Genomic DNA, 15,089 nt, shown 5'->3' on the forward strand with positions numbered 1-15,089 from the left:
CGCTTACTCTGAGCGAAGACGCGTCAGTGCCCGACATGACCGAGCAAAACAACGACGCGGGCCCGGCCAATGCGCAGCCAGTTGACAAAGAAGAGGCATCGGCTGCGCCGAACCTAGAGGCCCCGCAGACAAATCCGCAAAGCGGAAAGACTGGTCGCCGAAAACGACTTATTGTCGGGGGGCTCGGTGTTGCCGTGCTTGTGGCGCTGTTGGTGGTCGGCATCCCCTGGGTCGAGGCTATGCTCAGCACCGTCTCCACCGACGACGCCTATGTGAATGGGCACGTGACGTTTGTGGCACCCCGCGTCGCTGGGCAGGTTTCTCGCGTCCTGGTGGATGACAACAATCGTGTGCACAAGGGAGAACTTCTCGTCGAATTGAACAAGGAGCCTTATCGGATCGCGGCTTCCGAGAAGCAGGCCGCTGTCGATAAGGCGCAAGCAGACCTTCAAGCCGCCATCGCCTCAGTACGTGCAATCGAAGCCCAAGCAAGAAGCCGACGCTGGGACCTGCAACGCGCGGTACAGCAGGTCGACAGCCAGATCGCGCTCCTGCACGCGCGGGTCGCCGCAGTCGAGAAGAGCAAAGCCGCATTGGCGCTGGCGCGCGTTGAATTCGCTCGGGCGCAGCAACTCGTCGCGAGATCCGATGTGCCGCAGGAGATCTATGACCAACGGCAGGCGGAGCTTGCAACGGCTGGCGCGGAACTCACCCAGACCCTGGCCGAGGTCTATCAGATTCGCGCCTCACTCGGGATACCGGCCCAGCCGGACGGGAGCGGCAGTCTCGACCAGGTGCCCCCCGATCTCGACGAGACCTTCTCCTCTGTACTCGAGGCGCAGGCCCAACTGATCCAGAGCGCGGATTCAGCAATTTCGAAAGCGCGACTGTAAGAGACAAAAAACGTCTCTCCGCCATGTTGCAGGACCTTGAAGCTTGCATCGAGAATCCACTTTTTAGGACGCCCTTCGGCAAAGTATTTGATCTGTCCGAATTCGCAGCGGCCATGGGCTATGCTGGCGGTGGAAAAGCGACATTCGCGATATCTTGCCGATCACTAGAGCGTTTCCTGTTCGCTTACGCTCACAGGTGCCGCTCTAGTTTATTGTTTTTGCGAGCATCTTTACCCGGCAGATGATTCCATCTGACCGGGATCTGCTCTAGAGCGTGTCATGCACACTGGATGAGGTGTGCGGCTTGTTTGAGCATATGTCCGACGAAGGCGATGACGTGGAACCCGGCCAAGGTGGTCGCAACGCGTTCATAGTCCTTGACCAGTCTGCGGCACCGCGTGGCCCAGGCAAAGGATCTTTCCACAACCCATCGTCTGGGCGAGAGAACGAAGCCTCTCTTGGCTTCAGGCAGTTTGACGACCTCCAGCCTGATGCCTTCCGCCGCCGCCTTTGCCACCGTCTCGCCCGTACTTGAACCGCTGCATCTGTCGCTCTCGTCATCGGCTTGGCCGATGTGAGTTCTCTGCTCGGTTGTTCAGGTAGCGGCTCTCTCGATGCTCGACGTCCGGCAGCAGTTCACGCTTTGCCAGGCCTCAGCTCTTCGGTTTATCTGTGATGAGGGCGCGGGGCGGTGCTGTCAGGGCGGCATTCCGGATGTGACTAGGCGGCGTGGATGAGTTTCGGCCTCTGTGCTGTCTGCGACTCAGCCCAGGCGAGCGCGTGATCCGCCACCTGTTCCCAGTCGTCCTGGCCACAGGTGAAGTGCGAACGGCCGGGGAATTCCTTCACCTCGATCACGCCGGTCTTGTACATCGCGGCGTTCTTGCGGTTGACCGAAGCGGGGACGATGTTGTCGGCGCCCCCGGCAATGAAGAGTAACGGGGCGCGATCAGCCTTGGCGTAATCGATCCTGGCGTCGCCTTTGTTGCGCAGCATGCCAAACGCGGCTTGCCATATCGGCCAGGTCGGCGCGGGCACCTGCATTCCATTCCGTACGCGGTTCGACGCTTCCAGCGACATCGTGTTGGTGAAGGCATAGTGGAACTGCTTCGGGCTGAGCAGCACCGTGCCGCCCATGTTCCAGGGCTTGCCGAAGATCGTCAGCGTCGCGCGCTGCACGCTCAGCGGCAGCGTGACGAAGCCAGCCGACTGGCCGCCATGGATAGAGATCCCGGCCTTTCCATATCCACGGTCGAGCAGTATTTGGACGGCGAGGCCGCCAAGCGAGTGGCCCATGATGATTGGCTGTTCGCCTGTTTCCGCCACGATGCCATCGATAACTTTGGCGAGGTGGTCGAAGATCGTCCCCATGCTCAGGCCGTTCAAGCCCGACGGGTTCTTGCGCAGATCGGCGATGTCGTCGCTGATGCCGGGGAAGGCCGGAACGACAACGCTGTATCCGGCGCGCTCGTAGCGGGCTTTCCACTGATCCCAGCTCTTCGGGGTTAGCCACAATCCGTGGATCAAAACGATCGTGCCTTTGGAGGCGGTTGAACGGTTCATTTGTAAGCTCCTGTTTGAAGGCTTTGGAGGAAGATCCGCAAAGTATTTTGCTAGGCTTCTCTAAGCCGGTGATAGATATTCTCATCCTAAATGCGTGACGCTTTCAGACGACCGCGCTGTTTTAATGAGGTTAATTCTCTATCCCTGAGAGGAGTTTGGCCATGACGGAAGAGCTGAGAAACTTGTCCATTCTTCCGGAAACCTAGCATCGAGGTCTCGCTAATGGCGATTTGCTCTCGTGTGGGCTCGCGCGTCGCCGCAGAAGCCGGCGTCGGCAAGCAGACGATTTACCGCCATTTCCAGTCGAAGGAAGCGCTGGTGGAGGCGATGTGCCGCCCGAGGTGGTCGACCCGCCGCCGAGTTCTTTGCCCATCGGCAAGCGGCTGCGGGAACTGTTGCTGGCGCTTACCTACGGCTTAACCAGCCCGGACAGCATTCACCTCTTCCGCGCGATCGTCGGGGGAGGTCGGCAGAACGCCGGTGTTGAGACATTTATTGCGGGATGCGGGCCATCGACCGCTCCGGGCCGCGATCACACAGCTTTTGGCGGAAAAATATGATGCCGCTATGGCGCCGCTCGTCGCCCAGCGGCTCATTCACCTCACCCTTGGCGACGCCTGCCAGGCATTGATCCTTGGAACGGGGTCGCCCGGGCCAGGAGTTTTCATCCAAACAACGGACCCTAACGGGCGACGCTGGCTAAACGGCCTTGCCGTCAAAGGCTTGGCGCGCCTGATCGACCTGGTGGAGATTTTCCGCCGCCCATACCCAAACGCCGCAGAATGCGGAGCCGAGGCTCAAGCCTAGTCCCGTCAGTCTGTATTCGACCTTTGGCGGAACGACCGGAAAGACCGTTCTCACTAACAAGCCGTCCCGCTCCATGTGCCGCAAGGTCTGGGTGAGCATCTTCTGACTGATGCCGCCGACAAGTTCGCTCAGTCGTGTGAAGCGGAGTTCGCCATGCTCGGCCAGGACCTCCAGCACCATCATCGTCCACTTGTCGGCGACACGGCCGATGAGGTCATGAACCAGAGCCTCTATCCGAGGATCCAGATCAGTTGGAGGGGTGGCGATCGCGTATCGCCGCGCCTTAGCAATCTCTTCCGCCGTGAAATGGGTCAAGCCACCCACGATGCTCTCCTTTTGGTAAGTATAGAACTTTTTGGTGCCTTCTTTCCAATCGAAAGTAGTCAAGACATATTCAGGACACAAGCGAAAACCCCGGCCTGCGAGATTCATATGATGTTAAAACAGAGAACGGTTTTGATTACCGGCGGCACGAGCGGTATCGGCCTGGAAATGGCACGACAACTGCTCGGGCGCGGCAACACGGTCATCGTCACCGGTCGGGCCCAGGACAAGCTCGAAGCCGTCCAATTAGCATTGCCTGGTATCCATACGTTCCGGAGCGATGCGAGCGATCCAGAGGCGATCGAGACGCTGCATCAGGATGTACTCGCCCGCTTCCCAGCGCTCGACACGCTCGTCAACAACGCCGGTGTCATGCGCAATCTGAGACTTGGGCAGTCTCGCGATCTTCGTAATGTGACGCGCGAGATCGAGGTGGGACTCAACGGCCCAATGTGGATGGTTGAGCAGTTTCTGCCCCATCTACGGCAGCAGAAGAGCGCACTCATCGTCAATGTGTCCTCGGGTCTGGCCTTCGTGCCCTTCCCGGCCGCGCCGATCTATTGCGCCGCCAAGGCAGCGCTTCATGCCTATACGCTCTGCCTGCGCGCGCAACTCGCGGGTACTGGCATTACCGTCGTCGAGCTTGCTCCGCCGGGCGTGGAAACACCGCTGTTCCGAGGCGAATTCGAAAAAGAGATGAAGGGCGAAAAGGGCATGGATCCGGCGCAGCTGGTGCGTCGCGCGATTGCCGGGATCGAGGCCGGTAAGGCGGAGATCCGGCCTGGCCTCGCCAACGTTTTGAAGATCGCGAGCCGCGTGGCGCCCGGATTCATGTTCAAACAAATGATCAAGCTTAGCCAACTCGGCGCCAAAGCGGCATAGATCAGGCAAATCTCATGCTCAACGATAGCTACGGCTCCGTGACTTCGGCCGACGGCACCTCGATCGGTTATCGGATGATCGGGAAGGGTCCTGGCCTCATTCTTGTTCAGGGCGCCATGGGCACGGCCACGAATTACGACGAGTTGGCGCGGTCTCTGGCCGCCAGCTTCACGGTCTATCTTCCCGATCGCCGGGGCCGAGGCATGAGCCCGCTCGCCTATAACCCCGAACACAGGATCCGTCGCGATATCGAGGATTTGGCAAGCTTGGTGGATCACAGCGGTGCGCCTTACATCTTCGGCTTGAGTTCAGGCGCCATTATCGCGCTCGCCGCAGCGGCGGTACTGCGGCCGATCGAGAAGGCCGCTGTTTATGAGCCGCCATTCGTTCCGGAAGGCATTTCTCACCCCGCGATCAAGCAATTCAACGAACTGGTAGAGCAAGGTCGATTGGCTGCGGCGCTCGTCCAGGCCAGCAGGATCGTCAAGCTTGGGCCGAAAATTCTGGCATACGTCCCTCAGTGGATCCTCCGGTTCGGGACCCAACGGCTAATGTATCGAGAGCAACGCCAGGGGTCCGGACGCTACGCGCCTCTCAGCGAATTGATCCCTGCCATGCGATACGATTTCAACGTCGTCGGCAGCATGGACGGTGAAGCGTCGTCGTTCGCAGCCTTGCAAAAAGAGGTCCTGCTGCTTGGTGGTGATCGCAGTCCGGACTATCTAAAATCCGCGCTGACCACCCTTGAGAAAGTGCTGCCCAATGCTCAGCGCATCGAATTCGAGGGCCTCGACCATTCTGGACCTTGGAACATGGACCGTGGCGGCAATCCGGAGCCCATTGCTCGGGCGCTGATTTCATTTTTAGTGACTGACAACCCAGTTGCTTCTTCTTGCACAATCTGACTTAGACCAGCGCAGCCACCGCTATGCCTTACAATATCACACTATACGGTCAGCGACCTCTAATTGCGCATAGTGTGAGTTTGGTTACACGTTTATGCCTCCCTGTCCGCGATCTTGCGCGCGAAATAAGGGATGATGAGTATCTGCAAAGTTCATTCCGAGCGGTGACGTAGTCAGGTGGAAACGGAACGATCGTCCAGGTTGTAGTCGCCGCGTGGGGAATGGCCGAACAGAGCTTTATAGGCGCGGCTGAACGCTGCTTCGGATTCATAGCCGATGCTCAACCCAATCTCACCAACGCGCGCATGCCGCCGACGGAGCAGGTCGCGCGCCAGGGTCAGACGCCACTCGTTCTGATAGCGCAGCGGCGAACGGCCCACGAGTGCCGCGAATCGTTCACAAAAGTTCGAGCGCGACATGCCAGCGATCCCAGCCAGGGTGTCGATGCTCCATCGTTGCATGGGCGCGTCGTGGATGGCCTTCAGTGCGCGGGCGATCCGCTCATCGGCCAGCCCGCCCAGCCAGCCGCTGGTCTGTCCGCGCTGGATCCAGGTGCGTAGCGCGCGAATGACACCGAGGTCGATCAAGCGGGAGATCATGAGGCCCGCGCCAGGCTGGATGTCGCTCGCCTCGATCATCATGAAATGTAGGAGGCCCCCAAGCCAGCTTGCCCCTTCCACTGCATCGATATGGATAAAGTTCGGGAGCGCCATGATCATGCCACGCAGGCTGTCCGGATCGAAGCGGAAACGGCAAACTACGGCATTGGCCGGGCCCCCAGACGCCGACAACCGACGATTGCCACCACCATGCGGGAGCAACAGGAGATCGCCCGACGCAACGTCAACAGCCGGATCGTCATCGCTTTCAAAGAGAAGGTTGCCGTCAGTCACCAAGCAGACAACGCCTGCATGGGAGGCGAGCGGGAGCGCTTCGCTGCTCGCAACTGTCGTCAAAACAACGCCGTCACCTGTTAGGCGAATTTGTGCTAAGACTTGCGACAGCAAATCGTTGTTCACAGAAGTCGCGGCACTTCCATCCGGACGATCTGTTAAGTTTTCCAGCCGTTCGGCCATGGCTCTATTTCTCCAGCGGTGGGAGAAAGGCGCCACCAGAGACGGCGCGGCCTCCAACACATTTTGTTGTCACTGGAACGAAGCATATTTATCCGCTGGCGTCGACACCATGGCAAAGGGTTTGCCAATCGTCCCAGCAGGCTAATGAGAGGCTTGCTTCTGCCCGGGCAGACATGCCGCTTCAATCACGCTTCCACATAATGGAGAATGACCATGGCTAAGACTGTTCTGATTACCGGCGCCAACAAGGGCATCGGATTTGAGACCGCCCGCCGGCTTGGCGAGCTTGGCTATCGTATCTGGCTCGGCGCCCGGGACGCAGAGCGCGGCGAGACCGCGGCGCAGGCGTTGCGCGCTCACGGCTATGACGTGCGCACCATCGACATCGCAGTCGATGACGCGGTGCGTGTGAAAGCCGCCGCGGGTCGCGTCGCGGCGGAAGACGGCACGCTTGACGCCCTCATTGTCAACGCGGGCATTTCCGGCGCGTATGTCGATCCGATGGAACAAGACCTGGATGACATCCGCCACGTCTATGAGGTCAATGTGTTCGGTGCCATCAGCGTGATCCAAGCCTTCGTTCCGCTGCTCAAAGCGGCGGGTTCGGCGAACATCGTCAACGTCAGCAGCGAACTGGGTTCGCTGAGTTCGTTAAGTGATCCGGGCGGCGCGTTCTGGGGTGTCAACATCCTGGGCTACAACAGCTCCAAGACCGCGCTCAATGGCGTCACAGTGTCGTTCGCCAAGGCCCTTGCGCGGTTCGGCATCCGCGTTAACAGCGCCGACCCCGGCTATACCGCGACGGATTTCACCAATCAGATGGGTTACCGGACGGTCGAGCAGGCCGCCGAGATCATCGTCCAACTAGCGATTTCGGAGGACGCCACCCAGACAGGTAGATTCCTCAACGATCACTGCACCCTGCCGTGGTGAAGTCAGCGGCGGCAGGGGCTAAGCGCGATGTGTCGACGCCACGTTCCGACGCCGTTTTCCCATCCATTCCTCATAACCCTCAGACAGGATAGTCCCATGTATGCAGTCACCGGTGCTACCGGCCAACTCGGGCGCCTCGCCATCGAGCTTCTTCTCAAGACCGTGCCGGCGAGCCAAATCGTCGCCGCTGTTCGCACGCCCTCCAAGGCGCTGGATCTCGCGGCGCGCGGCGTGATCGTTCGAGAGGCGGACTACTCCCGCCCCGAGACGCTCTCCACCGCCTTGGCGGGCGTCGACAAATTGCTGCTGATCTCATCGACCGAGGTGAGCGGCCGCCTGCCCCAGCATCGCGCGGTCATTGAGGCGGCGCAGAAGGCGAAAGTGTCGCTGCTCGCCTATACGAGCATGTTGCATGCCGATACGTCCGGAGCTCAGCTCGCGCTAGAACATCGCCAAACGGAGGAAGCGATTGCAACGTCCGGCTTACCCGCTGCCATTCTTCGCAACGGTTGGTACACTGAAAATCACCTCATGGCGCTTCCCGCCGCGCTGGAGCACGGCGCCTTCGTGGGCGCGGCTAAGGACGGGCTTTTCTCCTCGGCACCGCGGGCAGACTATGCCGCCGCCGCGGTCGCGGTGCTGACCGCCCCCGATCAAGCTGGCAAGACCTATGAGCTCGCGGCGGACAAAGCGTTCACCCTGGCGGACCTCGCGGCGGAGATGGCCCATCAATCGGGCAAACCGGTCGTCTATAACGACCTGTCCGCGGAGGCCTACCAAAACGTCTTGACGGGCATCGGCCTGCCGGACGATTTCGCCGCTTTGCTGGTCGACGCCGATGTCGCTGCCTCGCGCGACGAGCTGTTCCACGACAGCGGCGCCCTCTCGAAGCTGATCGGACGGCCGACAACTTCGATGAAGGACAGCATTGCGGCGGCGTTGCGGGGTTAAAGCGGTGCTGTCAAGTTGTTGGAGCGCTTGTGCGTTTGGACATGAACGATTGCCAAGTCACGGCGTGATTGTGATGCAAGCGACATCCCGCCAGACACGGAAAGCCGCCTTACGAAAGGAGCGATAATCGGCTGCGGGAATGAGATGGCGGCGGAGCTGGAAGTGGCTGTGCATACGGCTATGAGCGGAGAGGAAGGTCCCTTCTAAGGCTTGCCCTTTCGCAATACGGACACCACCATATATCTTTGCTTGGCGCTTCTCGCTTTAGCCGACACTGCCGCGGAACGGGCGGTCTCGGGACTTATGAGTCGCCCGCCCTCGCAAGCGTTGGTGGGTTCAATGCATGCACCCACATCGCGGCCAAAGTCTCTCGGTCACGTTTGGTGACTTCATAGTTGTCCAAGATCTTCGGCAATACGGCCATGGCGGCGACGAGTTCGTCATAAATAAGCTCAGCATCGATGCGGCTAATGCCAAAATGACGGTGAGCTTGTAGGGCGATCGCCGGATTGGCTTCCGGGGAAATACCCTTCGCGGGCGCCAAGACCAGTCTCTGCGGTTGATGAACCGACAGATCGAAGATCGGCGACAAACGCCACTTGCCGTGATCGCGGATAAAGCCATGGTTGCGCAGATGGTCGTCGGTGTTGTGGATGAAGCAATTGAACAGCATGCGGCGGAACAGATCGAGCCAGCAGGGTTGAACGCCGGCCAGCTGGGCTCGGCGCGCGAGATCCATGTAGGTGAACTGCGCATAAAACTGGGTCGGATCAGCTTGGAGGAGCGTGCTGGCACTGGCATAGCCGCGACGCTCGCCGTTGCCGCCACGATCGAATCTGCGGACCAGCAGCATGGTCCGGTTTCCGATCTGTTGGGTTACATGCGCCGGCGTCTCGATACCAGCCGCCGCGGCGAGCGACAGGCAGGTCGCCTCCACTTTCGGGTCGTCAAAACGATCACCGGCGGCCGGGAATTTCACCATGTGCAGAACGCCATCATGGAGCAGATTGGCCTTCGGTCTTGCGCCTCCCTGGTCAGCGCTATTCCGGAACAGCCGTTGCAGATGGTGAGTGGTGGCGCGGCCGGCCTCAACGGCCTCTGCGGCTTTGAACAGCTCCGGCAGCGTGTCATCGCCGGACGGCAGTGTGAGGAGCGGCTGCCCGTCTGGCAGCCAGCGTAGCGGTCCGCTACCCGGTGTCGGGCCAAAGGACAGTTCACCCGTCCGCTCATCGCCCGCCGCAGCCAAAAACTCGCCCATGCCAAATGTCTGGCTCGGAAAGGCCGCTGCGATAATTGACTTGCCCCAGCCATCCGGGGCCGAATCGTAGAAAGGCAGTGGCACCTCATGTGGCAGGCCATTGAATGCACTGCTTTTGAGCGTCAAAATTGCGGGATCGAGGGCGAATCTGTCGTTCCTGCTAAGCCAGGACTTGGCATAGCGAAACCACGATAGACGCTTTTGTCCGCCTCTCTCGAACGTGAGCAGGCCTACCGGGGCTGGCCCTTCCGCCAGATGGGCATAGACGACGAGTCGGTCGATGCGGCCGTCCTTAGAAATCTGCCACATCGCTCGATCCTCTGGCCCTCTTCCGGGCGCCCATCTCGAGTTCCTCACCGAGTTCATCTTTTTGCAGCACTTCCGCGAGCCTACCTTGGAGCCCGAGAGCCGAAAGCACGCTTACCATCACACCTATAGAAACCCCTGGTTTGCCTGCTTCAAGATCGACCAGGGTGGAACGATGAAAGCCTGTTCTCTCGGCCAGTTCTGCCTGCGTGAGGCTTCGCCGGATCCGGGCCAGGCGGATTCGATTGCCAAGCAGCCGCAGCTCCTCTTCCTCCGGTCCTGACAAAAACTGCTGGCGCTTTGACATGTCGGATAAAGCCATCACAAATAGAAAATAAGATGCTTTTATCCGGCTTCTCTAGAGAAGGCAAGCTTTTGACCTCACTCCTGCATTGGTGAGTCTTAGGGTCCCGCCAGCGGGTGCTGTCAGGTTGCTGGGATGGGGAGGCTCTGGCAAACTCTGCACATGAGTTTGAGCATTACAACGCGTTGCATCCGCACCGCGCACTCGGCTATCGATCCCCTCGGGAGTTCATGGCTCTCTCAAAGAAACTTCAACTGGTGGGGCGCACTGTCCGAATATTAAGGGGTAACAACAGTCCGTGCCGATCCCCATGTATGAAGCACCGCGGGATGCCAATCCGCGCCTATTGCGGAGTGCTAAACGGCATTATTCTTTTCATAAACTCGTTGAATAATGGAACCGTGAATGCGGTCTCGCCGAAATTCGGGCTGAATATCATACCCTTGGCAATGAGCTGGTCTCGGATGACAGCGACGGCCGCCGACTTCTTGCCGAGCTGGGCTGCAATAGCCCCAGAACGACTGGGACCCGGCCCCAGTTCGGTCATACCGCGCAAATATTGCTTTTCCATCGGGGTAAGCTGACCGAACCGGACGCTGAAAAAATTCTCGTCGAGCGTAGGATCAAGGCTCGCGTTAATGGGTAGGGGCTAAGCGGCGCGGTGGCCCGCGGCGACGACGGGCAAGTTTGGGCGATGGCCGCTTGGCAGTCACGCTCTCAGTCGCGACATTGACCGCCTGGGGGCTGCCAAAGCGTCCCGGTAACACCGACACCCTTTTCGTCGAGATCGAGCCATGTCGCTGCGTCGCCCGGGTTTGCAATCTTTAAAACGGCGCAGACCTCGGCGCCCACCAATCAGGTGCAGCCCGAGATGTAGAAGGCCCTGATCAGGGTGCCCTGGAAGCGATACTCACCTGCAATCTGCCTTATTTGCGGCCGCTGCGACCAAGCTCTCGCTGAACGTTTTGTCTATCCGCCATTTTCCAACCGCAGCCGCGGCGCTGCGGGTTGGCGCAAAACTCGCTCGGTCGAGACGAAGCCAAGTGCCATCATGGCGAAGATACTCACAAGGATCGTCGCCAGCATGATGCCGGGCAGGAAATGCCATTCAGTGTGGAAAACTTGGCGAATGGTGACCGCTGCCGCGAGGTCTCCAAGGATCGCGGCGGCGATGCCGGCTATACCGCCGGCAATCGCAAATTCAGTCAGCCAAGACAGGCGGATTTGGGACCGGGTCGCACCGAGTGTTTTGAGCACGACGGCTTCAGCGATGCGCCGCTCGCGTTCCGCCGCAATGGCACTGACGAGGACAAGACCACCCGCCAGAAGCGCGACAAGTCCGACGAGGCTGATGGCGGTTCCGATCTGGCCGAGCAATCCTTTGAGCGACTGCAGCACCTGGCCCACGTCGATACCCGTGACGCCCGGCAAAGCGTCCGTCACGGCAGCCAGGACCGTCCCTGCCTGCCCAGGGTCCGCCTTCAGAGTGGCTATAATGGTGTGGGGTGCGCCAGCAAACGGATCCGGCGTGCCGATCATCAGAAAATTCAGCCCGAGGGATTGCCAGTGGATATCGCGCAGGTTCGCAATTTTTAGATCAAATTGACGGCCCAGAACGCTCACCGTCAGTGTGTCGCCGACGCCGATCCCCCAGGCATCCGCGATCCGCGCGTCGAAGGAGACTTCTGGCGGTCCCAGATAGTCATCGGGCCACCATTGTCCGGTATGCAACTGTGTGCCGGTCGGTGGCTTGGCCGCATAGGTAAAGCCGACATCGGTGCGGAGCGGCCAGTCGTTTTGCCCCTTGGGACGGAATTGCGCCACCGGAACGCCTTTCACCGCCAGAATGCGGGCTCGAAGACTTGGCAACTCCTTGAGATCATGAACGACATGGGTGTTTCGCACGACGGCTTCGAAGGTCGGCAGCTCGGCCGGTTGGATATCGATGAAATAGAAGCTAGGGGCTTCCTGAGGCAGTTCACCCGCGAATTCGGCCATGAGGTTGGCCCGGATCTCAGCGACCGCAACGAGCACGGTAAGACCGGCTCCCGCCGACATCAACATCAGCGGTAAGGGCGAGCCTGGTCCATGCAGGCGGCGCAAAGCCAAAGATACCGCCGCATTGCGCGACTTAGGCAGGTGCGGAAGCAACCAGCGCAGAACGGCCGCGACGCCCCGGAGTATGCCAAGCGTCGCAATGGCCCCGACACAGAACCCAAGGGCCAGAATTGGGCGTGGGACCGACAGCGCGGCGAGCGCCATTAGCAAAACAACCAGAAGCAGGTGAATAAGTGCCGATAGCGGTCGCCATGGCACCCGTGGCGGGAGCGCCGCTGCGCGGAACAAGGCCGCGCCTGGAATTGCGGCGGCTCGGCGAAGCGGCCCAAGTGCGAAAATGATTCCGACGAGCAGCCCGAAAGTCCCTGCCAGAGCCAGAGAGCCCAGATACAATCCAACATGATGCGGAATTGGAAGCGTGTCGCGCAGAGCCGGGAGAACAAGCGCCGGGAGAATTGCCCCCACCATCAGGCCAGCCAGAATTCCCGGAATGCCCAGTATAGCGAGCTGCAGCCCATGGATAAGACTGACCATGCGCGCTGAGCCGCCGAGGCAGCGCAGGGTCGCGATGCTTCGAGCCCGCGCCGCAAGCCAGGCCTCTACGCCGTTGGCGACACCGATGCCGCCGACGAGCAAGGCGGACAAGCCAAGCAGCGTCATGAAGAGGGCCGCTTGGTCGACGAAGCGGGATAGATCGGGCGCAGCGTCGCCCGTCGTACGGATCCGCCACGTATTATGCGGGAATTGCATCTTGAGGGCGGCCAGTGTCGCTTGAACCGACGCACCCGGCGGCACTGCCGCCTGAAGATTGAAGTTGACCAATCCGCCCGGTGTTACGAGCGGCGAACCGGCCAAAGCGGGTAGCGACACGAAAGCCTTAACCCCGAAGAGGCGGCTATCGGCGATCCGGTCCGGTGAATCTGTGATCGTCCCGCGATAGGCAAGCTTTACACCGCCAAGCGTGACCTCATCTCCCGGATGAAGTTTCAACGTCTGCGCCGCGGTCGGATCCAATATCAGGCCAGGACGACCATCTGGCCCGTTTTCTAGCCTGGCGAATTGATCGGACGGCTGTGTCGTCACTTTGCCGATCAGCGGCCAGCCAGGGCTGACGACCTTGGCTGCCACCAGGAGCCGATGGCCCGATGGCGCGACCAGAATGGAACGGGTCTCGACCGTCTCCGACACTTGCGCGCCGCGCGCATTTAGCCAGACGGACAATCCTGCCGGAAAGGGCGCGAGGCTGGTGGAAAGTGAAAAATCGCCGCCGAGAATGGCGCGGCCGTCCTCCGCCAGCCCTTGACCAAGGGCTGCGCGGAGCGAGCCGATACCAGCGATCGAAGCGACTCCGACGCCAAGACAAAGCAGCACAATGATAAGCCCACGGGTGCCGCCGCGCAGATCGCGCAACGCGATGCGCAAGGCCACACGGATCACGCGAGGACGCCATTGGTCATCGTCACCCTACGGCTGCAGCGAGCGGCAAGCGCCGCGTCATGCGTAATTAGCAAAAGGGTCGTGCCTGTTTGGCCGCAGAGGTCAAAAAGCATATCCATGACCCGCTTGCCTGTCTCACTGTCCAAGTTGCCGGTCGGTTCGTCTGCAAGCAGGATGCGCGGGCCGGACGCGAAGGCACGGGCAAGCGCCACCCGCTGCTGCTCCCCCCCGGACAGCTGCGCCGGCCTATGCATGAGACGGTGGCCGAGACCAACATGGCGCAGCGCCTCGGCGGCCACTACCGCTGCATCCCCCCTTCCCGCCAGCTCCAGCGGGATGGCGACATTTTCCACGGCGGTCATGGTCGGGATAAGGTGGAAGGACTGAAAGACGATCCCCAGATTGGCAAGGCGAAACTGGGCCCTCGCATCTTCATCCAATCCACCAAGATTGGTACCGGCCACGGTGATAGCGCCGCCGGTCGCCCGCTCCAGCCCAGCCACCAGCATCAGCAGGCTGGTCTTGCCAGAACCCGAAGGACCGAGAATGCCCATCGTCTCCCCAGTCCCGACATCAAGATTGATTCCCCGCAAGATATCGACCTTGGCGGCGGCAACAGGGATGCTCAACCTTACGTCACGCAGGCTGATGATCGGCGGAAGGAGTGCTGTGGCACCTGGGGGAATTAATTCGGTCATGCGACACTCATATAGGCCTCGCTTAAGTATTAGACAGCGCTTGACGCTCGGGCTTGCCGCATTTGCCGTTGCTGCTTTGATGACCACAGGCCGGGCCGACGCGGCACCCGTGCATCTGATGATCTTGGGTGATTCCCTCACCGCTGGCTATGGCCTTCCCACCCAGGACGGATTCCAGGCGAAGCTGGCGGAAGCGCTGAAGGCAAAGAATGTCGATGTTACGCTGGTTGATGCTGCGGTATCCGGAGACACAACAACTGATGCAGCCGCACGGCTAGACTGGGCCCTTGGCGGCGGTCCCATCGACGCCGCAATCGTGGTGCTCGGTGGAAATGACGCCCTGCGGGCACTCGATCCGTCACTGATGAAGCACAACCTGAGCTATATTCTCGACAAGCTCCAGTCGCGACATATTCCCGTGCTGTTGAGCGGCATGATCGCGCCATCCAATCTCGGTGTAGACTACGATGACCGCTACACGGCTGTGTTCACCGACCTAGGCAAGCGGCCGGGTCTGATCTACGATCCGTTCTTCCTGGCGGGTCTGCCCGGCCACCCCGAATACGCGCAGGCGGATGGGCTCCATCCCAACGCGGCCGGCGTCGCTATCGAAGTCAATCGGCTGCTGCCCATCGTGTTGCGGCTGGTCGCCCAAGCAGAGAAGGCTCAGCCGAAACAGACCAAGCCTGATTAG

The 15,089-nt window shown here is 60.4% G+C and carries 16 protein-coding genes and 2 pseudogenes; 8 read left to right on the forward strand and 10 right to left on the reverse strand.

Translation table 11 applies throughout. From position 1 onward, the window contains the following. Positions 1 to 26: 26 nt before the first annotated feature. A complete protein-coding gene (locus ACELLULO517_RS20595) occupies positions 27 to 893 on the forward strand; it encodes an HlyD family secretion protein (protein WP_456304397.1) in 867 nt (288 codons plus the stop codon). Between the two features lie 277 nt (positions 894 to 1,170). On the opposite strand, the pseudogene ACELLULO517_RS20600 reads toward ACELLULO517_RS20595, so the two are convergent. From ACELLULO517_RS20600 to ACELLULO517_RS20610, 3 genes and pseudogenes are all read right to left on the reverse strand, one after another. Continuing rightward, positions 1,171 to 1,407, reverse strand: a pseudogene (locus tag ACELLULO517_RS20600) (transposase); the annotation flags it as partial. A 46-nt stretch (positions 1,408 to 1,453) separates the two neighbouring features. Continuing rightward, a pseudogene (locus ACELLULO517_RS20605) lies at positions 1,454 to 1,582 on the reverse strand (IS6 family transposase); the annotation flags it as partial. Between the two features lie 31 nt (positions 1,583 to 1,613). Next, positions 1,614 to 2,456: an alpha/beta hydrolase gene (locus ACELLULO517_RS20610; RefSeq protein ID WP_227309305.1), complete on the reverse strand. Its 843-nt coding sequence runs from the start codon at positions 2,454 to 2,456 to the stop codon at positions 1,614 to 1,616. 222 nt (positions 2,457 to 2,678) lie between these two features. On the opposite strand from ACELLULO517_RS20610, the gene ACELLULO517_RS29065 reads away from it, so the two are divergent. Then, positions 2,679 to 2,876, forward strand: a complete 198-nt coding sequence (locus ACELLULO517_RS29065; RefSeq protein WP_227309306.1) for a helix-turn-helix domain-containing protein — start codon at positions 2,679 to 2,681, stop codon at positions 2,874 to 2,876. Beyond that, entirely contained in the window at positions 2,786 to 3,016 is a 231-nt protein-coding gene (locus ACELLULO517_RS20620) for a hypothetical protein (protein ID WP_227309386.1), read from the forward strand. The genes ACELLULO517_RS29065 and ACELLULO517_RS20620 overlap by 91 nt, the downstream gene beginning before the upstream one ends. A gap of 139 nt (positions 3,017 to 3,155) precedes the next feature. On the opposite strand, the gene ACELLULO517_RS20625 is transcribed toward ACELLULO517_RS20620, so the two are convergent. Continuing rightward, entirely contained in the window at positions 3,156 to 3,650 is a 495-nt protein-coding gene (locus tag ACELLULO517_RS20625) for a winged helix-turn-helix transcriptional regulator (protein WP_227309307.1), read from the reverse strand. 45 nt (positions 3,651 to 3,695) lie between these two features. On the opposite strand from ACELLULO517_RS20625, the gene ACELLULO517_RS20630 reads away from it, so the two are divergent. Continuing rightward, the gene (locus tag ACELLULO517_RS20630) at positions 3,696 to 4,469 is read left to right on the forward strand and encodes an SDR family oxidoreductase (protein ID WP_227309308.1); all 774 of its coding nucleotides are present in this window, start codon (positions 3,696 to 3,698) and stop codon (positions 4,467 to 4,469) included. A gap of 14 nt (positions 4,470 to 4,483) precedes the next feature. Then, positions 4,484 to 5,374 (forward strand): alpha/beta fold hydrolase, encoded by an 891-nt coding sequence (locus ACELLULO517_RS20635; RefSeq protein ID WP_227309309.1) that lies wholly within the window; start codon positions 4,484 to 4,486, stop codon positions 5,372 to 5,374. 173 nt (positions 5,375 to 5,547) lie between these two features. Here the strand turns inward: ACELLULO517_RS20635 and ACELLULO517_RS20640 are convergent, their stop codons facing one another. Beyond that, a complete protein-coding gene (locus tag ACELLULO517_RS20640; RefSeq protein ID WP_227309310.1) occupies positions 5,548 to 6,450 on the reverse strand; it encodes an AraC family transcriptional regulator in 903 nt (300 codons plus the stop codon). Between the two features lie 213 nt (positions 6,451 to 6,663). On the opposite strand from ACELLULO517_RS20640, the gene ACELLULO517_RS20645 reads away from it, so the two are divergent. Both ACELLULO517_RS20645 and ACELLULO517_RS20650 read left to right on the forward strand, forming a co-directional pair. Further along, positions 6,664 to 7,383: an SDR family NAD(P)-dependent oxidoreductase gene (locus tag ACELLULO517_RS20645; protein ID WP_227309311.1), complete on the forward strand. Its 720-nt coding sequence runs from the start codon at positions 6,664 to 6,666 to the stop codon at positions 7,381 to 7,383. Between the two features lie 96 nt (positions 7,384 to 7,479). Beyond that, positions 7,480 to 8,334, forward strand: a complete 855-nt coding sequence (locus ACELLULO517_RS20650; RefSeq protein WP_227309312.1) for an SDR family oxidoreductase — start codon at positions 7,480 to 7,482, stop codon at positions 8,332 to 8,334. A 301-nt stretch (positions 8,335 to 8,635) separates the two neighbouring features. On the opposite strand, the gene ACELLULO517_RS20655 is transcribed toward ACELLULO517_RS20650, so the two are convergent. From ACELLULO517_RS20655 to ACELLULO517_RS20675, 5 genes are all read right to left on the reverse strand, one after another. Then, entirely contained in the window at positions 8,636 to 9,901 is a 1,266-nt protein-coding gene (locus tag ACELLULO517_RS20655; protein WP_227309313.1) for a type II toxin-antitoxin system HipA family toxin, read from the reverse strand. Next, positions 9,885 to 10,205, reverse strand: coding sequence for a helix-turn-helix transcriptional regulator (locus tag ACELLULO517_RS20660; RefSeq protein ID WP_227309314.1), 321 nt, complete (start codon positions 10,203 to 10,205; stop codon positions 9,885 to 9,887). The genes ACELLULO517_RS20655 and ACELLULO517_RS20660 overlap by 17 nt, the downstream gene beginning before the upstream one ends. Positions 10,206 to 10,545: 340 nt before the next feature. Further along, positions 10,546 to 10,773, reverse strand: a complete 228-nt coding sequence (locus tag ACELLULO517_RS20665; protein ID WP_227309387.1) for a hypothetical protein — start codon at positions 10,771 to 10,773, stop codon at positions 10,546 to 10,548. Positions 10,774 to 11,171: 398 nt separating this feature from the next. Further along, positions 11,172 to 13,697 carry an ABC transporter permease gene (locus ACELLULO517_RS20670; RefSeq protein WP_227309315.1) on the reverse strand — a complete coding sequence of 842 codons (2,526 nt, stop codon included), beginning with the start codon at positions 13,695 to 13,697 and terminating at the stop codon, positions 11,172 to 11,174. Continuing rightward, positions 13,694 to 14,395: an ABC transporter ATP-binding protein gene (locus ACELLULO517_RS20675; protein ID WP_227309316.1), complete on the reverse strand. Its 702-nt coding sequence runs from the start codon at positions 14,393 to 14,395 to the stop codon at positions 13,694 to 13,696. Before ACELLULO517_RS20675 ends, ACELLULO517_RS20670 begins: the two co-directional genes overlap by 4 nt. Before the next feature lie 40 nt (positions 14,396 to 14,435). On the opposite strand from ACELLULO517_RS20675, the gene ACELLULO517_RS20680 reads away from it, so the two are divergent. After that, positions 14,436 to 15,089, forward strand: coding sequence for an arylesterase (locus ACELLULO517_RS20680; RefSeq protein ID WP_227309317.1), 654 nt, complete (start codon positions 14,436 to 14,438; stop codon positions 15,087 to 15,089).

Origin of the sequence: Acidisoma cellulosilyticum, from assembly GCF_020621385.1 — a bacterium.
In the GTDB taxonomy this organism is placed as follows: Bacteria; Pseudomonadota; Alphaproteobacteria; order Acetobacterales; family Acetobacteraceae; genus Acidisoma; species Acidisoma cellulosilyticum.

Excerpts from the sequence above, each read along its gene's own strand:
- ACELLULO517_RS20610 (WP_227309305.1), bottom strand. The coding sequence starts at position 2,456 with ATGAACCGTTCAACCGCCTCCAAAGGCACGATCGTTTTGATCCACGGA.
- ACELLULO517_RS29065 (WP_227309306.1), top strand. The coding sequence starts at position 2,679 with ATGGCGATTTGCTCTCGTGTGGGCTCGCGCGTCGCCGCAGAAGCCGGC.
- ACELLULO517_RS20630 (WP_227309308.1), top strand. The coding sequence starts at position 3,696 with ATGATGTTAAAACAGAGAACGGTTTTGATTACCGGCGGCACGAGCGGT.
- ACELLULO517_RS20635 (WP_227309309.1), top strand. The coding sequence starts at position 4,484 with ATGCTCAACGATAGCTACGGCTCCGTGACTTCGGCCGACGGCACCTCG.
- ACELLULO517_RS20640 (WP_227309310.1), bottom strand. The coding sequence starts at position 6,450 with ATGGCCGAACGGCTGGAAAACTTAACAGATCGTCCGGATGGAAGTGCC.
- ACELLULO517_RS20645 (WP_227309311.1), top strand. The coding sequence starts at position 6,664 with ATGGCTAAGACTGTTCTGATTACCGGCGCCAACAAGGGCATCGGATTT.
- ACELLULO517_RS20650 (WP_227309312.1), top strand. The coding sequence starts at position 7,480 with ATGTATGCAGTCACCGGTGCTACCGGCCAACTCGGGCGCCTCGCCATC.
- ACELLULO517_RS20655 (WP_227309313.1), bottom strand. The coding sequence starts at position 9,901 with ATGTGGCAGATTTCTAAGGACGGCCGCATCGACCGACTCGTCGTCTAT.
- ACELLULO517_RS20660 (WP_227309314.1), bottom strand. The coding sequence starts at position 10,205 with ATGTCAAAGCGCCAGCAGTTTTTGTCAGGACCGGAGGAAGAGGAGCTG.
- ACELLULO517_RS20665 (WP_227309387.1), bottom strand. The coding sequence starts at position 10,773 with ATGGAAAAGCAATATTTGCGCGGTATGACCGAACTGGGGCCGGGTCCC.
- ACELLULO517_RS20675 (WP_227309316.1), bottom strand. The coding sequence starts at position 14,395 with ATGACCGAATTAATTCCCCCAGGTGCCACAGCACTCCTTCCGCCGATC.